The organism is Ruegeria sp. AK4, from assembly GCF_056541025.1.
Genome location: NZ_JBQFXS010000011.1, coordinates 117,209 through 134,211, shown reverse-complemented (window position 1 = coordinate 134,211; position 17,003 = coordinate 117,209). Strand labels below are relative to the sequence as shown.

Here is a 17,003-nt window from a genome sequence, read left to right as displayed (position 1 = left end):
TGGCCGTGCTGTCGCATCTGACCGGCGTCGTGATCTCACGCTGGTTGTTCTTTGCGCAGGCGGAACATGTCGTCGGGCTGTACTACGGCAAACGGTAAGGGGAGGGGGCCAGCCCCCTCCTTGGCCTTTCAGGCCAATTCCTCCCCCGGGATATTTTCGGCCAGATGAAGAACGGATCCGGTTTGGGGCCGCGGCTTACAGCAGGCCCGCATGCGCCATGGCGGCGTCGATGGTGGCTTTGGTGCTGTCCTCGAGCGGCGTCAGCGGCGAGCGGACCTCGGTGCTGCAGCGGCCCAGTTTGCTGAGCGCGTATTTTGCGCCCACCAGTCCGGGTTCGATGAAGATCGCCTCGTGCAGCGGCATCAGCCGGTCCTGATAGGCCAGCGCTTTGGCATAGTCGCCAGCCAGCGTTGCCTGCTGGAATTCGGCGCAGAGCTTGGGCGCGACATTGGCCGTGACCGAGATACAGCCAACCCCGCCATGAGCGTTGAAGCCCAGCGCGGTGGCGTCCTCACCGGACAGTTGGCAGAACTCTTCCCCGCAGGCCGCGCGCTGCTGGCTGACCCGCGCCAGATCGCCGGTTGCGTCCTTGACGCCGACGATGCGCGGCAGTTGCGACAGCTCTCCCATCGTTTCGGGCGTCATGTCGATGATCGAACGGCCCGGGATGTTGTAGATGATGATCGGAATCTCGGCGCAGTCGTGCAGGGCGCGGAAATGGGCCAGCAGGCCCTTCTGCGTCGGCTTGTTGTAATAGGGCGTCACGACAAGGGCCGCATCCGCGCCGACGGCTTTGGCGAACTGGACGAAGCGGATGGCCTCGACCGTGTTGTTCGACCCTGCGCCGGCAATGACCGGAACCCGGCCAGCGGCGGCCTTCACGACCTCTGCCACAACCGTTTCATGCTCTTCATGGCTCAGTGTCGGGCTTTCGCCGGTCGTGCCCACCGGCACCAACCCGGTCGAGCCTTCCTGTACCTGCCATTCCACCAGGTGTTTGAGCGTATCCAGGTCCAACTCGCCGTTATTGAACGGGGTGACGAGGGCTGGCATCGAGCCTTTGAACATGACACGCTCCTTCAGGTGCAGTTTGTGGTATTCGCGCCCCGGTCCGCCTCGTTTGAAGGTTTGTGAGTTGATCCCGGCAGCGCACGCATTATCCTGCATGGCTGTATCCTCGGTTGGTTGGGAAATGCAAGGGATGACACGCGTTCTGGCTGCTGCGATGGCGGTGATTCTGTGTTTGGCGCTTTCGGTGCAGCGGGCATCTGCCGATGCGGCGGGCGATTTGCGGGCCGGGCTGGCCGAAATGCGTAAGGGCGACTGGAACGAGGCGCTGCAGGTGTCGGGCGCGCGCGGGTCGGTGTCGCGCGACGTCATCGTCTGGCACTGGCTGCGCGAAGGGTTTGGCAGTTCCGGCGATGTGCTGGTGTTTCTGGAACGGCGCCCGGACTGGCCCGGTCTGGCCTGGCTGCGCCGCAAAAGTGAGCCCTCCTTCACCGGTGCCGATCCTGACCGGACTTTGACATTCTACGCCGATCAGCCGCCGCAGACGGCAGAAGGAGCGCTGAACCATGCGGTTGCGCTGATGGCCAAGGGCCAGCATGGCGAGGCCGAGGCCGATATCGTGACCGCCTGGCGCACCATGCCGATGGGGTCGGGGCTGCAGAAGGATTACATCGAGAACTTCGCCAAGGTGCTGAAACCGCATCACGCGGCGCGGCTGGACCGGATGCTGTGGGACGGCCATCTGGTCAGCGCCGGACGCATGTTGCCCTTGGTCAGCGCCGACCAGCGCAAACTGGCCGAGGCGCGGATTGCCCTGCAAAAACGCGAACCGGGGGTGGACGGGAAAATCTCGGCCGTGCCGAAAGCGCTTGCGGATGCGCCGGGGCTGGCCTTTGACCGCTTTGTCTGGCGCGACAAGAAGGAACTTGATGACAGCGCCATCGATCTGATGCTGGCCCGGTCAACCGGCCCGGATGCGCTGGGTGAGCCGGATAAATGGGCCGAAGGGCGGCGCAGGCTGGCGCGGCTGGCGATGCGTCAGGGCGATGCAAACCGTGCCTATGCCATCGCAGCGAACCATCACATGACGCCGGAAATGGGCTATGGCTATGCCGATCTGGAATGGCTGGCCGGGTTCCTTGCCCTGCGCAAGCTGGATGATCCGGCCACGGCGATCCGGCATTTCCAGAATTTCTCGACCGCAGTGCAGTCGCCCATTTCCAAGGGGCGCGGCGGTTATTGGCTGGGCCGGGCCTATGCCGCACATGGCGATGCCGACAAGGCGTATGAGGCCTATGCAATGGGCGCGGATTACCAGACCTCATTCTATGGCCTGCTGGCGGCAGAACAGATCGGGCGGCCCTTTGACAGCGAACTGGCCAGCCCGCGCCGGGCACCGCATTGGAAAGAGGCCGAGTTTGCCGCCTCCAGCGTGCTGGAAGCCGGGTTGCTGTTGCTGAAAGCCGGTGAGGACAATCTGGCCGAGCGGTTTCTGACCCATCTGGTAGAAAGCCTTGACCCGGTGCAGGCGACGCAGCTGGGCGATCTGGTGATCGAGCTGAAAGAGCCGCATCTGGCGGTGATGATTGCCAAACGCGCGGCAACGACCGGAACGGTGCTGCCCGCCGCCTATTACCCGGTGCATCCGGTGGCCGATATGGGCCTGCCGATGGCCAAGGAAATGACGCTGGCCATCGCCCGCCGTGAAAGCGAGTTCGATCCGGTTGTGATCAGCGGCGCAGGCGCGCGCGGGCTGATGCAGGTGATGCCGGCCACCGCCAAGCTGGTCGCGCAGGAACTGGGCATCCTCGGCGGGCACAAAACGCTCCGGCTGACCTCGGACTGGAAATACAATGCCAAGCTGGGGGCGAATTACCTGTCCGGGCTGGCGGCGGATTTCAACGGCAATATCGTGATGATGGCCGCCGGGTATAATGCCGGTCCCCGACGCCCGATCTCGTGGATGCAGCGCTTTGGCGACCCGCGCGCCGGTCAGGTGGATATGGTGGACTGGATCGAAACCATCCCGTTCAGCGAAACCCGCAACTATGTGATGCGGGTGGCCGAAAGCCTGCCGGTCTATCGCGCCCGGCTGGGGCAGCCCGCCCTGCCGATCCCGTTCTCGCAGGAGCTTACAGGCTCAACGCTGGCGGCGTTCGCGCCATAGGGTGAAGAGGCCCGCGCTCACGACCAGCGCTGCGCCTGCGACAACCTCGGGGCGCAGTGTTTCACCGAAGACCGAGATGCCCAGAATCGCGCTCCAGACCAGATGGAAATAGGCAAAAGGCTGCACCGCGCTGGCCTCGGCCATCTCGTAGCATTTGATCAGCAGCCAGTGGCCCAGAACGCCGCACACGCAAAGCAGCCCCATCCAGAACCAGTCCGTGCGCGCCATCGGTTCCCAGAACCACATGCCGACCAGCGTCATTGCCACTGCCCCGGCAATGCCCGTCCAGAAGAAACTGGTGGCCGCGCTGTCCTGACGGGCAACATATCTGGTCAGCAGCCCGTAGACGGCAAACATCAGCGCAGAGACCAGCGGAATGATCGCCCAAGGGTTAAAGACTCCGGCCCCCGGCTGCAGGATAATCAGAACGCCCACGCATCCGGCACCGATGGCGACCCAGCGCCGCCAGCCGACTTTCTCGCCCAGCATCGGCCCGCTGAGCGCGGCGATCATCAGCGGGTAACAGATGAACACCGCCAGACTGTCGATCAGGCCAAGGATGGTGAAGCCGAAAACGGCAACGCAGATCTCAGCCGCCAGAAGCACCCCTCGGAATACCTGAACACCCAACTGGCTGGTCTGGGCTGCGGCCTTTAGCCCTCCGGGCGCGCGGGCGGCCAAGGCGATGACGAAGGCCGCGAAAAACCAGTAGCGGACCATCACCACCATATAGGTGTTATAAGTCCCCGCCAGATGGCGCGAGATGCCGTCCTGCATCGCGAACACAATCGTCGCGCCGATCATGAGCGCGATGCCCGCCCTCACGTTGTTCTGCTGCGTCATGCCTTGACCGCCCACGTCATGTGGCGTTTGCGGCCGTAGCCGGGCGCGCGGGTAACGGTGAACCCGGCCTCTTGCAGGCCACGCCGCACGAAGCCTGCGGCGGTATAGGTCGCGGCGGTGCCGCTCGGAACGGTGTGATCCGCCACCTGCCGCATCAGGTCCGCGCCCCAGAGTTCCGGGTTCTTGGCGGGCGAGAACCCATCCAGAAACCACGCATCCGCTGCGCCATCCCATGTGGGCAAGGTCTCGCGGGCGTCCCCCTGAATGACCCTTAAGGACAGCGTGTCCAGATCGCAGCTTTGCCCGGTCCAATGGGCAAGGAAACGATCCGCCCAGGGTTTCAGGTCCGGAAAAGCCGCCAGCGCACGGGCCATATCCTCGGCGTCCATCGGGAAGGCTTCGAAACTGGTGAACTGCAGCGGCCCGGTCTGGCCGGATTTCTCCCATTCGGACCAAACCGTCAGCATGTTCAGCCCGGTGCCAAAACCCAGTTCGGCGATGTGAAACCCCGGGGCAAAGCGTGCGGGCAGGTCGTTGCCTGCCAGAAACACATGCCGGGTCTCTTCCAGCCCGTTTTGCAACGAGTAATAGGGATCGTCGAACCGGTCCGAGACCGGAATCCGATCCTCGGTCCAGGTCAGTTTGGCGCGCTGGTCTGCCATCGGGGAATCCTGTAGCTAGGCGGCGCGACACTGAACAAGGAAAAGGGGATTGGCAATGGTCGATGTGACGGTGCGGGGCGCGGGGATTTTCGGCCTGTCCATCGCATGGACCTGTGCAAAGGCCGGCGCGGCTGTGCAGGTCGTCGACCCCTTTGGCCCCGGGGCAGGATCAAGCGGCGGTCTGGTCGGCGCATTGGCCCCGCATGTGCCGGAAAACTGGAACGCCAAGAAAGCGTTTCAGTTCGACAGCCTGATCATGGCCGAATCATTCTGGACACAGGTCGAGGCGATGGGCGGCGTGTCCGCAGGCTATGGGCGTCTGGGCCGTATCCAGCCGATCCCGGACCAGCACGGGCTGGATCTGGCGCGGCAGCGGCAGCAGACGGCGCGCGATCTGTGGCAGGGCCGTGCCGAGTGGCGGGTGATCGAAACCTCCAAGGCTGGCGCGTGGTGCCCGCCCAGCCCGACGGGCTATGTCATTCACGACACCCTGACCGCGCGCATGCACCCACGGCGCGCCTGCGCCGCGCTGGTTGCGGCTCTGGCAGTGATGGGCGTTGCGGTTGTTCCCGAAGCGCCCGACGCGGGGCGCGTTGTCCACGCCACCGGGCTGGCCGGGTTGCTGGAACTCAACGCCGCCTTTGGCAAAACCGTCGGCAACGGTGTCAAAGGACAGGCAGCCTTGCTGCGCTTTGACGCGGGTCACGTGCCGCAGCTTTTTGCCGACGCGATCCATATCGTGCCTCATGCGGACGGAACGCTGGCCATCGGCTCGACCTCCGAGCGGGACTATGACGACCCAACCAGCACCGACGCCGCGCTGGACGATGTTCTGGACCGTGCCACCCGCGCGGTGCCGGTCCTGCACGGGGCCGAGATCATCGAGCGTTGGGCAGGTGTCCGCCCGCGCAGCAAGAGCCGCGCGCCGATGTTGGGCGCGCATCCCCTGCACCAAGGCCAGTTCATCGCCAATGGCGGGTTCAAGATCGGCTTTGGCATGGCCCCGAAAGTGGCCGAGGTCATGGCCGATCTGATCCTTGAAAACCGCAATACGATCCCCGAGGGTTTCCGGCCCGAAGCGTCACTCTGACACGGCCACGGCCTGCATGCATTGCCGGCCATCAGGGCCGCGCACCCACATATCTGTCCCGGTTCTGCACAGTTCTGCGCCCTCAAAATGCATCAGCGGCGCGGTGGCGCGGAAAGAAAACGACGTCAGGGGACCCGCCAGGTCCTCGGCAAACAGCATCAGAAGCTGCGCCAGCAATGGCCCATGCACGACCAGCCCGTCATAGCCTTCAACGTTGCGGGCATAATCCAGATCGTAGTGAATCCGGTGCCCGTTGAACGTGAGCGCGGAATAGCGGAACAGCAGGGTGGTGTCGAAGCGGACCTCTCGCCGCTCCGTTTCGTCCGTTCTGGCGACCGGAGGGGTCGGGCTGACCGCTTTCTCCGACGGGTCGTCACGATACACAAGGTCCTGCCATTCGGTCAGGCACAGGGTGCCCGCCTGCCAGACCTCGTGCCGCAGGGTGACAAAGCCCAGCGGGCCCGACCGCCCGACCTTTGTGCTTTGGCTGTCCAGCGCGGATCGCCGTTCAGCCGGAACCCCTGCGATCAACGGGGCGTGAAACTCCAGCCGACCACCAGCCCACATCCGGCGGGGCAGGCCCATATCGGGGATCAGGGCGTCGCCGACGCGGGGGTGGCCATCGCGGCCCAATTGATCCGGCGCACGGGCCGTCCAGAAATACAGGTGGTGAAAGAAGGGCGGCAGTGCAGACCCGTCGGTGATCGCCCCGTCCCGGCCCAGCGCCGCTTGCAGCGCAGCCGCCCGCGCCGGGTCCATCACATCGGTCTGCACGTCACGAGGCATTGGGGCAGTTTATGCTCATGTCCCGCAGTTTCTCCATCAGCTTGTGCAGCGCTTTTTCGTAGCGATGGCTGAGCAGCCTTCCTTGCTCGTCAAACTCATCCGAGCTGCTGGCCAGATGAATCTCGGGCCCCTGCAGGATACGCGGCTGGAACGGCACCATATAGGCCCGCAATATCATCTGCGCCCGTTCGCCCCCGGCGCGGCCTGCGGCGGCGGACATCACGGCAACGGGCTTGTCCGCCCACGGGTTGCCTTCGGTCCGGCTGACCCAGTCCAGCGCGTTTTTCAGAACCCCCGAAGGCCCCTTGTTGTATTCCGGCGTGGAAATGATCACCGCATCGGCCTGCGCGATCTGTTCGGCCAGCGTCAGAACGGCGGCGGGGATGCCCTCACCCTCTTCGACATCCCCGTCATAGAGCGGCAGGTTCAGATCCGCTTCGATAAAGCTGGCCGGTTCAAACAGCCGCGCGGCTTCGCGCAGAAGTTTGCGGTTGGTGGCGTTCTGGCGCAATGACCCGGACAGGCCAAGCAGGACCGGTTTGGACATCAGGGGAAACTCCGATTCAGTGTTTCCCCATAGTTAAACCGGGAAAGGCCGGAACCAAACCCCGTTTGATGCACAGCCCTTGCGCAGAGCACCCGGTTGCGGTGCAGGATCAGGCGTTGCCGCTGGGCACCACGATGATCTCGACCCGACGGTTCTGCGCCTTGCCCTCGGGCGTCAGGTTCGAGGCTACGGGGTTGTTCTCGCCCTGACCGATGGTCGAGATGCGGTTATAGCTGACACCGTTTGCCTGCAGGATATCAGCCACCGCATCGGCGCGGCGGACGGACAGGCCCTGATTGTAAGACGCATCGCCATCACTGTCGGTATGGCCGATGATCTGCACGTTCGAATTGGGGTAGTTCACCAGATTCTGCCCCACCTTCACCAGATCGGACCGCAGTGCCGGACGCACGGTGGCGCTGTCGGTGTCAAAGGTGATGTCATTGGGCACGGTGACGATCAGCCGATCCCCCGCATTGACGATGGTGATACCGTCATTGGCCAGTTGCTGGCGCAGTTCCGCCGCCTGTTTGTCCAGTTGATTGCCGATCAGGCCGCCGCCCGCCGCGCCGATGGCCCCACCGGCCAGCGCCCCCAGCAAGGGATCAGAGCCATTTGCGATGGCGCCGACACCGGCCCCCACAAGACCACCCAGGATCGCGCCCTGCTTGGTGTTCTGGTTGGGATCGCTCGGCACGCTCAGCGTACCGGGATCGGTACATGCGGTCAGAGCCATGGCCGAGCACAGCCCGGTGGCCAGAAAAAACTTGGAAATCATCATGATGTCACCTTCTGCTCCTGTACCCGTTTGCCGGGTTTGGTTCGTTTGGCTCAGTATATCACGCTGCGCCGCGACAGTCTCAAGCAACAATGCGGTGAGATCGGCAAATACCCGCCAAAGGGTCAGAATTCGGCAGAGGCGCGGAACTTCATCGCAACGCCACCTTCGGGATGTTTCAGGCGCAGTTCCTCGGAATGCAGCATCAGCCGGGGGAACTCCAGCGCGGGCCCGGTGGCGTAGAACGGATCGCCCAAAATGGGATGCCCCAGCGCCTGCATGTGGACCCGCAATTGATGCGACCGGCCGGTTTTGGGAAACAGGCGTAAACGCGTGGTGTCCCCCTCATGCTTCACGACGCGCCAGTCTGTAACGGCAGGTTTACCGGTGTCATGGCACACCATCTGGCGCGGTCGATTGGGCCAGTCCACGGTCAGCGGCAGGTCCACGGTCCCGGTCTTGAGCGCGACCGTGCCCCAGACGCGGGCAACATATGTTTTCCGGGTCTGGCGCTTTTCGAACTGCAGGCCCAGATGCCGCTGCGCATGGGGTGTCTGGGCAAACACCATGATCCCCGATGTGTCGCGATCCAGCCGGTGCACCAGCAGCGCCTGTGGAAAGCTCGCCTGCACGCGGGTCAGCAGGCAATCGGCCAGATGCTCACCCCGCCCCGGCACCGACAACAGGCCCGAGGGCTTGTTGACCACGATCAGCTGCGCATCTTCGTGCAACACGTCCAGCGGCGTTGTCGGGGGGTCATAGGTCTCGGTCATGCGGGGTGCCTATCGCAGCGCGCGCCTTCCCGCAACGTCGTCCTTGTCTGCGCGGCGGCCATCGGCAACTCTTGCAGCACGAAAAAGGAAGAGGACATGCACACAACAATCAAACGCCTGCAAGAGGTGGTCGCCAAGGGCGATGAAACCCTAATCCACGCGCTTCTGGCCGAGGATGTCCGGTTCCTGCCGCCGACCTATTACAGCACCTGGACAGGCCGCGCGCCGGTGGCGGCGGTGCTGGGCCATGTGGCGCAGGTCTTCTCAGATTTCCGCTATCGCCGCATCATGGGCGGTGGCAGCGACTGGGCTCTGGAGTTTCAGTGCAAGGTCGGCGATCTGGATGCGATTGGCGTCGACCTGATCACCCTGAACGACGATGGCCTTGTGCAGACCTTCGAAGTGGTGATGCGCCCCTACAAGACCGTTGGTGCCCTGCGCGAGGCGATGATGGCCCGGGTGATGAAAGATCCCCGCTTTCTGGAATACAAAGACGCGCTGAGTTGATCATGCCCGGACCCATTGCCGCCGACCAGATTCTCAGGGTACCGCTGCTGCCCGTGCTTGCGGCCCAGGGCCTGTCCGTGCGCCGCAAAGCGCAGATGCTGCCCGAGCCTTTGGGCCCGCGTCAGGGGCGCTCGGGCCGGGGTCCGCGCCTGCGCCTGCTGATCACCGGCGACAGCTCGGCGGCAGGGGTTGGCGCGGGCACGCAGGCGCAGGCCCTGTCGGGCCATCTGGTCACGCAACTGGGCCGCCACTATTCGGTCGAATGGCGGCTGGAGGCCACAACCGGTCACACCACGCTGGACGTTCTGAACCGGTTAGAGGCTCTGGACGGCCCGTATGATGCGGTGGTGACGGCGCTTGGCGTGAACGATGTGACGCGCTGCGTGACCCGCAACAGGTTCATCGCGCGGCAAACCCGCCTGATGGACCTGCTCACCGGCAGATTGGGCGCGCGCCGGGTGGTCCTGACAGCCGTTCCGCAAATGAGCCGCTTCCCTGCCCTCCCCCAGCCTCTGGCCTGGGTATTGGGACGGCAAGCCGCGCGTCTGGATCAGGGTTTGCAACAGGTCGCCGCGCGTTACGCGCAAGCCCGCCACCTGACGTTGGACTTGCCCGACGATCCCGCCCTGGCCGCACCGGATGGCTATCACCCCAGCCCGAAAACTTATGCGATCTGGGCCAGGGAAGCGGCCCGCCTGCTGCATCAGGCCTGAGCCCGCGCCTGCCGGATCATCGGGATCGAATAGACCACCAAAGCGGCCCAGATCAGCGGGAAGGCAATCATCCGGCCCCGGTCGATCTGTTCGCCAAAGACGGCGACGGCGGTGATGAAGATCATCGTCGGCGCGATGTATTGAAGGATGCCCATCGTCGACAGCCGCACCAGTTTGGCCCCGTTTGCATAGACCAGCAGCGGCACCGCCGTCACGATCCCCGCCCCTGCCAGCAGCATGGTGTCACTCGCGGCCGCCCCGAAATGCCCCGTTCCCTGCGCTCCCAGCCAAGTCACATAGGCCAGCGCCGGGATCAGCAGGATCAGAACCTCAAGCAGAAACCCCTGATTGGGTCCGATTGGAAGCGAACGTTTGAAAAAGGCGTAAAACCCCCAACTGACCATCAGCCCCAACGCCGCCCAGGGCAGCTTACCGGCCTCGAGCACCAGAACAAGAACCCCCAGCGCGGCCAGTCCAACGGCCAGCAGCTGAGTCCGGTTCAGCGGCTCGCGCAGCAGGATGGCACCCAGCGCAATACTGAACAGAGGGTTGATGTAATACCCAAGTGCTGCATCCAGCGCATGCCCCGAGGAAATCGCCCAGACGTAAATCGCCCAGTTCACCGAAATCAGAGCCGCCGTCAAAGCGCCCATCGCCAGCATTTTCGGATTGCCCAGCCCCGCGCGAATGTCGCGCGTTCGCCCAAGCGCCACCAGAAGAAGACCTGCCACCGGCACCGACCAGATGATGCGGTGCGCCACAACCTCGACCGGCCCGATATGCGCCATTGCTTTCAAATAAAGCGGCAGAAACCCCCAAAGGACATAGGCCGTCACGGCCAGCGCCAGCCCTTTTGGCGTGTCGGCGTTGTTGGGTGGGACAGGGGCGTCGGCCACAAGCGGTCTCCGGTTGATACCACGCCTGTTTAGGGCAGATCAGGGTAGCTTGGGAACCATGTAAACTGTGAAGCGGGCCATCAGGAATTCTGATATGTCCCGCATGTGGCGACCTGACTATAAGCGAGGCTCTGCCTCGCGCTCCGGGATATTTCAAGACAGATGAACAGGGGATCCTTCCTTCATCTGTCCCAAAGTATCCCGGGGGAGTCGCCCGGAACGGGCGGCGGGGGCAGAGCCCCCGTTCTGTGCCCCGATCAGGCTTTCACCCGTTCGGATTTGGGGTCGTAAATCGGCTTCAACGATGCCTCGGCCTTGACCTTCACGCCACAGACATCGATCTCGTAGCTCGAGGCCAGAACGTCGGCTGCCTTTTCGCCCTCGCACGGTACATACCCCAGGCCCACGGCACCACCCAGATGGTACCCATACGCGCCCGATGTCAGGTAGCCCACAATCTCACCATCCCGCAAAATGGGTTCGTTGTGATACAGAAGGGGTTCGGGATCCGTCAGTCTGAACTGGAGCATACGCGAAAGCGGGCCCGTTTCCTTGCGCCGCAGGACTGCATCCCGGCCGATGAAATCGGGCTTGTCGGTCTTTACGGCGAAACCCAATCCGGCATCGATCACATGATCCTCGCAGGTGATATCGTGACCGAAGTGGCGGAACCCTTTTTCGATCCGGCAGGTGTCCATCATGTGCATGCCGCACAGTTTCAGACCCATGCCCTGACCCGCCTCATAGAGCGTTTCAAACACATGCCCGGCCATGTCCGATGAGAGGTAGACCTCCCACCCCAGTTCGCCCACATAGGTCACGCGGTGCACGCGGGCCAGACCCATGCCGATCTCGATCTCCTGCGCCGTACCAAAGGGGTTCACGTCATTTGAGAAATCGTTGGGTGACACCGCCTGCAGCAGCGCCCGCGACCGTGGGCCCATCACGGCCAAAGTCGCCTCGGCAGCGGTGATATCGGTGATCGAGACGTTGAAATCGCCCTTGTGACGCTCCATCCAGACCTGATCGTGATAGCGGGTCGCCGCCGGGGTCACGACCAGATAGGTGTTGGTCGAGATGCGGGTGATGGTGACGTCAGCCTCGATCCCGCCATTGCGGTTCAGGAACTGCGAATAGACGATCTTGCCATGCGGCACGTCATACTGGCCACCTGCGATGTAGTTCAGGTACTTGGTCGCATCCGGCCCTTCGACCCGCAGCTTGCCGAAGGAGGACATGTCGTACATGCCGACATTCTGGCGGATCGCCATATGCTCTTCACGCACGTTGTCGAAGAAATTCTGGCGCTTCCAGCTATACTGATACTCCGCTTCCTGATTTTCGCGGGCGAACCAGTTCGCGCGTTCCCACCCCGAAAACTCCCCAAAAACGGCGCCGCGTTCCTTGAGGTGATAGTGGAACGGAGACCGGCGGATGCCACGGGCCGATTCCTTCTGCTTGAAAGGGAAGTGATCCTTGTAGAGCAGACCCAGCGTCTCGGTTGCCCGCTCATACAGGTATTTCTTGTTGCCCTGGAACGGTTGCATCCGGCCGATATCCACATCACCCAGATCAAAAGGCTTGTCGCCCGTATCCATCCACTCGGCCAGCGCCATGCCCGCGCCACCGGCGGACTGAATACCGATCGAGTTGAAACCCGCCGCGACCCAGAAGTTGTTCAGCTCGGGCGCAAGGCCCAGGTGATAGGCATCATCGGGCGTAAAGCTTTCGGGGCCGTTGAAGAAAGTGTGAATCCCCGCCTCGGCCAGCAGGGGCACCCGCTCGACCGCCATTTCAAGAATGGGTTCGAAATGGTCGAAATCTTCCGGCAGCTGGTCGAACTCGAAATCCTTCGGAATGCCGTCATTGGCCCATGGTTTGGCAACCGGCTCAAAGGCCCCCAAAAGGATCTTGCCCGCGTCTTCCTTGTAATAGGCATATTCATCCGGCACCCGCAGCACCGGCAGTTGCGTCATGCCATCGATGTTTTCGGTCACGATGTAAAAATGCTCGCAGGCCTGCAGCGGTACGCTGACGCCCGCCATCTTGCCGACCTCGTGGCCCCACATGCCGCCACAGTTCACCACCATGTCACATTCGATATGCCCCGAGGCCGATCCGTCATCGGATTCCCAGTCGACACCGGTGACAAAGCGGCCCTCTTTGGCGATAGCGGTGACCTTGGTGCGTTCCTTGATCAGCGCGCCGCGCTGACGGGCGCCCTTGGCCAGCGCCAGCGCGATGTTGGCCGGGTCGCCCTGACCGTCAAGCGGCAGGTAGACAGCCCCCTTGATCCCGTCTAGATTGATATGCGGATACAGCTCCTGCACACGCTCGTTCGAAATCTCCTCGACCTCAACGCCGAAAGCGCGGGCCATGGCGGCCTGGCGATAGATTTCTTCCTTGCGCTCCTCGGTCAGCGCCACAGTGATCGAACCGCAGCGCTTGAACCCGGTGGCGACACCGGTTTCTTCCTCGAGCGAGCCATAAAGCTCCTGACTGTATTTCGCCAGTTTGGTCATGTTCTTGGTGGCGCGCAGCTGCGCGATCAGCCCCGCCGCATGCCAGGTGGTGCCACTGGTCAGCTGCTTGCGCTCCAGCAGCACAACGTCGCTCCAGCCCTTTTTGGTCAGGTGATAGGCGACCGAGCACCCGATGACACCGCCGCCGATGATGACCACGCGGGCCTTGGTAGGAATATCGACCATCCTGATGTCTCCGTTAGTTCAGGTTTTCCTTTGAATGGCACGGAAGATCGACAATATATCCACCAAAAACGTCAGAGAATGCGCAAAAATCATCCCTGCGATGGCTGACGCTTGCCGCGCCGCATGACAAACGGCGTGACGCCGAAAAAGCTTTTGTAGATCGACGAAAACCCGTTCGGAAATCCGCAGGCCAGCCCGATTTCCCGCACGCTCATCGTGGTGTTGAGCAGCAGGTTATTCGCCTTGGCCAGACGCATCTCGCGATAGAACCCGTTGGGTGTGGTTTCGAAAAACGTCTTGAACTTGCGCTCCAGGGACCGGTTCGACAGATGCAACGCGTCCACGATCTGCCGGATCGGCAGCGGGTCTTCGATATTCGCCTGCATCAGCTTGATGCACTGATCCAGCTTGGCGTCGCCGGTGGCTGTGGTTTTCACGCCCGAGAACGGCTGCATCGAGGAAAAATCGCGGATGTTTTCGTGCAGCAGGATATCGGCGACGGTCATCTTGGCGGGGCCGGACACATGCCGCCCGATCACCGCCAGCGCAACATCCGTCGTCGCCTCCATCCCGGCACAGGTCACGACCGCGCCGCGTTCGGTGGCAATCGACAGCTTGGCCTCGAACCGCGCGCCGCGTTCGCGCAGGAACGAGGCATTTTCCCAATGCGTCGCCAGATCGGCGGTGCCCTGTTCGTCGATATACCGGCTGGCGGCTTCGGCCAGCAAAAACACCTGCGCGCCGCGATAGGTGTAATCCGACACGATACGGCCCAGCGACAGGTCGGGCTGATCGGGGTCCGAGTTGCCGATGACGAACAGGTAATCGGCCTTGGGTTGGGGCAGGATGGCCTGAGTCGAAACCGTCGCCTCGCTGCTGCTGGCCACCGGGCCGCCGCGCAGCGACCGGTAGGTGAAGCTGAACGGGGGGGTCGGGCACACCCGGTTGGCCACGCGCAGCACTTCGACCAGAGACGCAAGCTCCAGCAGAACAAACCCCGGCGCGACCAGAATGTCGAAATGCCGGACGGGGAGTTCGGATACGTTCGGCTTTGGCTTTGGGTTCATCACCACCCCTCAGACAATCCGATGCCCGGCAGACCGAAGCGCCCCGGCCAGCGCCCCGATATGATCCGGTCCGATTTCACAGCATCCGCCAACGATCGTCGCCCCTTGTGCAACCCAACGCATTGCATGCTCGGCATAGGCCGCCGGGTCAAGGTCGATCCGTCGGTCCAGTGCGTCCACCGTGGGCGCGTCTTTCAGGAATCCGTCGGCGATATGGGTGAAACCATTGGCATACGCCCCGAACGGCAACCCCACCTGTGACAGAATCTGCAACGCGGCCGGTATCGCCTCGGGGCGCGAGCAGTTGATCAGCAGGGCGTCGGGCCGGTACTGCGCCACCAAGGGGGCGATATCGCCCAGCGGTTCGCCCGACCGCAGCCGCGTGCCGTCATCATCCATCACCGACAAGGCCAGCCAGACCGGTTTGTCTGCTCGTTCAGTGCCACGCAGGGTCCCTTCGGCCTCGAGCACCGAGGATACGGTTTCGATCAGAAACAAGTCCACGCGATCCGTCATCAGTTTGACCAGTTCGGCGTATTTTTGCGCCGCATCCGCCGGATCGGGCTCAAGATCGGGGCGGTAGGTGGCAAGCAACGGCCCAAGCGATCCTGCGATCCGGCCCGACGTGCCTTGCCGCGCGGCCTGCGCCTGGGTCAGGGCGGCGTCGATCAGGGCCCCAAGCTGCTCTTCCATTCCGGCGCGCACAAGGCGCGAGCGGTGGACGGCATAGGTGTTGGTGGTGGCAATCATCGCGCCCCGGCGGAAATATTCGGCATGCACCTGAGCGACCAGTTCGGGATGGTCGATCATCACCCGCGTCGACCAGAGCGGCGTCGGGGTTTTCCCACTAAGCTTAACCAGTTCCTGCCCGATTGAGCCGTCCAGAAGCGTGATATCTGCCATGTTACCTCTTTCTCACGGGATCAGGACAAGCTTGCCCGGCAACAGCTTGGATTGAAAGTCGTCCTGCGCCTGCGCGATCTCGCGCAGCGGATAGGTCTTTGAAACCAGGGGCTTTATCCGCCCCTGATTGATCAACTCGACCAGACGGCCAAGCACTTCGGGGGCCTGATGGGTGCAGCCGTGGATGGTGATGTCGCGCAGGTAGATGTCACGCAGATCGGCCTGAACGATTGGCCCGGCAATCGCGCCCGACACGGCGTAAGCTCCGCCCGGTTTCAGCGCGAGGATCAGGTCGGGCCAGACCGGCCCGCCGACCACATCGATGACCACATCGAACATATCCTGCGGCAGCGGCGCGCCCCGGTCGAACGTGGCAACGGCGCCCTGTTCTTTCACCACATCCGCCTTTGACGCCCCCGTCACCCCCCAGACCGAGGCCCCCCGCAAACGGGCCAGCTGAACCGCGGCCAGACCAACGCCGCCCGAGGCTCCGGTAATCAGCACCTTATGCCCGGCGGTGACACCTGCGCGCGTCAGCAGGTTCTCGGCGGTGCCGAATGCGCAGGGAATGGCGGCGATTTCGATGTCTGACAGCGGTGAGGCTGTCACGTCATACAGGTCATCCGCCTGAACCAGACAGTATTGGGCAAACGCCCCGTCGATCTCGGAGCCAAGTGCTATGAACCCGAACGGGTTGCCGGGGCGCGGGCGCGGCAGGTTGATCGGGCAGGTCACGCGCTGACCGGGCCAGAACCCGGTCTCGGGGCCAGCTACCTCGACGATGCCGCACAGATCGCCGCCCTGAATGCGCGGGAAGTGCAGGGCCCCGCCCCAGCCCCCGGCCTCGACTTTTTGGTCGACCGCATCGGTAGCCCCGGTCACGTCCGAGGAATACCAGCCGACCCGCGTGTTGATATCGGTGTTGTTGACCCCGGCGGCCGCCACCCGGACCAGCACCTGACCGGGCCCCGGTTCCGGCACCGGAATATCCTCGCGCCAGTCCAGCGCTTCGGGGCCGCCGTGGCGGGTCAGGTGAACGCCGGACATGGTGGTCGGGACCGTCATTGCCTTATCTCTCATCATCGGGATGGGGCGGCACGGGGCCCATCGGAACAATGTCGTAGCGTGCATTCAATTCGGCCATTTTGGCCTCATCCGCAAAATCATCCCCGGTCATGGTTGCAAGCTCTGCCAGAAAGCCATCGAATCCCGAGGGCTGAAAGATCATCAGCATCTTCGCTGGCGCATTATCCGCAACCCGGCAGGCATGCGGCACACCCGAAGGCACATGCATCGTGGTCCCAGCCGTGCAGCGGTGCCAGTCGCCATCGACATAGAAATCCACCGCGCCGTCCAGAAAATAAAACGTCTCGGCATGGCTGTCATGGCGATGAAGGCCAAGCGCAAAGCTGGCCTTCAGATTGTCTTCCATGAGCGTATAGGCCCCACCGGTGTCGTCGCCCGAGACCTTGACGAAGGTGTGGTCGTTTTCCCAGTCATAGTTGGGACCCTCACCGGGTCCCAATTTGGCGTATCGTGTGCTCATGGCATCCCC

Annotated in this window: 17 protein-coding genes and 1 pseudogene; 5 read left to right on the top strand and 13 right to left on the bottom strand. The window is 63.2% G+C overall.

All coding sequences use genetic code 11. The features are described from left to right. A pseudogene (locus tag ACR0EZ_RS18240) lies at positions 1–98 on the top strand (dibenzothiophene desulfurase); the annotation flags it as partial. Positions 99–195: 97 nt separating this feature from the next. Here the strand turns inward: ACR0EZ_RS18240 and dapA are convergent. Then, a complete protein-coding gene (dapA, locus tag ACR0EZ_RS18235) occupies positions 196–1,068 on the bottom strand; it encodes a 4-hydroxy-tetrahydrodipicolinate synthase (protein ID WP_480615789.1) in 873 nt (290 codons plus the stop codon). Positions 1,069–1,201: 133 nt separating this feature from the next. On the opposite strand from dapA, the gene ACR0EZ_RS18230 reads away from it, so the two are divergent. Further along, positions 1,202–3,175 (top strand): lytic transglycosylase domain-containing protein, encoded by a 1,974-nt coding sequence (locus ACR0EZ_RS18230; RefSeq protein WP_480615784.1) that lies wholly within the window; start codon positions 1,202–1,204, stop codon positions 3,173–3,175. Here ACR0EZ_RS18230 and ACR0EZ_RS18225 read toward each other — a convergent pair. Both ACR0EZ_RS18225 and mnmC2 read right to left on the bottom strand, forming a co-directional pair. After that, the gene (locus tag ACR0EZ_RS18225; protein ID WP_480615782.1) at positions 3,149–4,018 is read right to left on the bottom strand and encodes a DMT family transporter; all 870 of its coding nucleotides are present in this window, start codon (positions 4,016–4,018) and stop codon (positions 3,149–3,151) included. The two genes, ACR0EZ_RS18230 and ACR0EZ_RS18225, sit on opposite strands and share 27 nt — an antisense overlap. After that, positions 4,015–4,680 carry a tRNA (5-methylaminomethyl-2-thiouridine)(34)-methyltransferase MnmC2 gene (gene mnmC2, locus ACR0EZ_RS18220; RefSeq protein WP_480615780.1) on the bottom strand — a complete coding sequence of 222 codons (666 nt, stop codon included), beginning with the start codon at positions 4,678–4,680 and terminating at the stop codon, positions 4,015–4,017. The genes ACR0EZ_RS18225 and mnmC2 overlap by 4 nt, the downstream gene beginning before the upstream one ends. Positions 4,681–4,735: 55 nt before the next feature. On the opposite strand from mnmC2, the gene ACR0EZ_RS18215 reads away from it, so the two are divergent. After that, entirely contained in the window at positions 4,736–5,770 is a 1,035-nt protein-coding gene (locus ACR0EZ_RS18215) for an NAD(P)/FAD-dependent oxidoreductase (protein ID WP_480615778.1), read from the top strand. Here ACR0EZ_RS18215 and ACR0EZ_RS18210 read toward each other — a convergent pair. From ACR0EZ_RS18210 to ACR0EZ_RS18195, 4 genes are all read right to left on the bottom strand, one after another. Continuing rightward, positions 5,762–6,556, bottom strand: a complete 795-nt coding sequence (locus ACR0EZ_RS18210; protein ID WP_480615776.1) for an HTD2 family dehydratase — start codon at positions 6,554–6,556, stop codon at positions 5,762–5,764. The two genes, ACR0EZ_RS18215 and ACR0EZ_RS18210, sit on opposite strands and share 9 nt — an antisense overlap. Then, positions 6,546–7,103 carry an NADPH-dependent FMN reductase gene (locus tag ACR0EZ_RS18205; RefSeq protein ID WP_480615774.1) on the bottom strand — a complete coding sequence of 186 codons (558 nt, stop codon included), beginning with the start codon at positions 7,101–7,103 and terminating at the stop codon, positions 6,546–6,548. Before ACR0EZ_RS18205 ends, ACR0EZ_RS18210 begins: the two co-directional genes overlap by 11 nt. Before the next feature lie 109 nt (positions 7,104–7,212). Then, positions 7,213–7,884, bottom strand: a complete 672-nt coding sequence (locus ACR0EZ_RS18200; RefSeq protein ID WP_480615772.1) for a YiaD family glycine zipper/OmpA-like lipoprotein — start codon at positions 7,882–7,884, stop codon at positions 7,213–7,215. Positions 7,885–8,006: 122 nt separating this feature from the next. Then, positions 8,007–8,654, bottom strand: coding sequence for an RluA family pseudouridine synthase (locus tag ACR0EZ_RS18195; protein ID WP_480615770.1), 648 nt, complete (start codon positions 8,652–8,654; stop codon positions 8,007–8,009). A 96-nt stretch (positions 8,655–8,750) separates the two neighbouring features. Between ACR0EZ_RS18195 and ACR0EZ_RS18190 the strand changes: the two genes are divergently transcribed. Together ACR0EZ_RS18190 and ACR0EZ_RS18185 are read left to right on the top strand one after the other, a co-directional pair. Next, entirely contained in the window at positions 8,751–9,161 is a 411-nt protein-coding gene (locus ACR0EZ_RS18190; protein WP_480615768.1) for a nuclear transport factor 2 family protein, read from the top strand. A 2-nt stretch (positions 9,162–9,163) separates the two neighbouring features. After that, the gene (locus tag ACR0EZ_RS18185; RefSeq protein ID WP_480615766.1) at positions 9,164–9,874 is read left to right on the top strand and encodes an SGNH/GDSL hydrolase family protein; all 711 of its coding nucleotides are present in this window, start codon (positions 9,164–9,166) and stop codon (positions 9,872–9,874) included. On the opposite strand, the gene rarD is transcribed toward ACR0EZ_RS18185, so the two are convergent. From rarD to ACR0EZ_RS18155, 6 genes are all read right to left on the bottom strand, one after another. Further along, a complete protein-coding gene (rarD, locus tag ACR0EZ_RS18180; RefSeq protein ID WP_480615764.1) occupies positions 9,865–10,770 on the bottom strand; it encodes an EamA family transporter RarD in 906 nt (301 codons plus the stop codon). The two genes, ACR0EZ_RS18185 and rarD, sit on opposite strands and share 10 nt — an antisense overlap. A gap of 257 nt (positions 10,771–11,027) precedes the next feature. After that, positions 11,028–13,478, bottom strand: a complete 2,451-nt coding sequence (locus ACR0EZ_RS18175; RefSeq protein WP_480615762.1) for a GcvT family protein — start codon at positions 13,476–13,478, stop codon at positions 11,028–11,030. Positions 13,479–13,567: 89 nt separating this feature from the next. Further along, complete coding sequence (locus tag ACR0EZ_RS18170; protein WP_480615760.1) at positions 13,568–14,545, bottom strand: GlxA family transcriptional regulator; 978 nt, start codon at positions 14,543–14,545, stop codon at positions 13,568–13,570. Positions 14,546–14,554: 9 nt separating this feature from the next. Continuing rightward, entirely contained in the window at positions 14,555–15,448 is an 894-nt protein-coding gene (locus ACR0EZ_RS18165; RefSeq protein ID WP_480615758.1) for a homocysteine S-methyltransferase family protein, read from the bottom strand. 12 nt (positions 15,449–15,460) lie between these two features. Then, positions 15,461–16,528, bottom strand: a complete 1,068-nt coding sequence (locus tag ACR0EZ_RS18160) for an alcohol dehydrogenase family protein (protein ID WP_480615756.1) — start codon at positions 16,526–16,528, stop codon at positions 15,461–15,463. Then, positions 16,518–16,994: a cupin domain-containing protein gene (locus ACR0EZ_RS18155; protein WP_480615754.1), complete on the bottom strand. Its 477-nt coding sequence runs from the start codon at positions 16,992–16,994 to the stop codon at positions 16,518–16,520. Before ACR0EZ_RS18155 ends, ACR0EZ_RS18160 begins: the two co-directional genes overlap by 11 nt. Between the last annotated feature and the right edge of the window lie 9 nt (positions 16,995–17,003).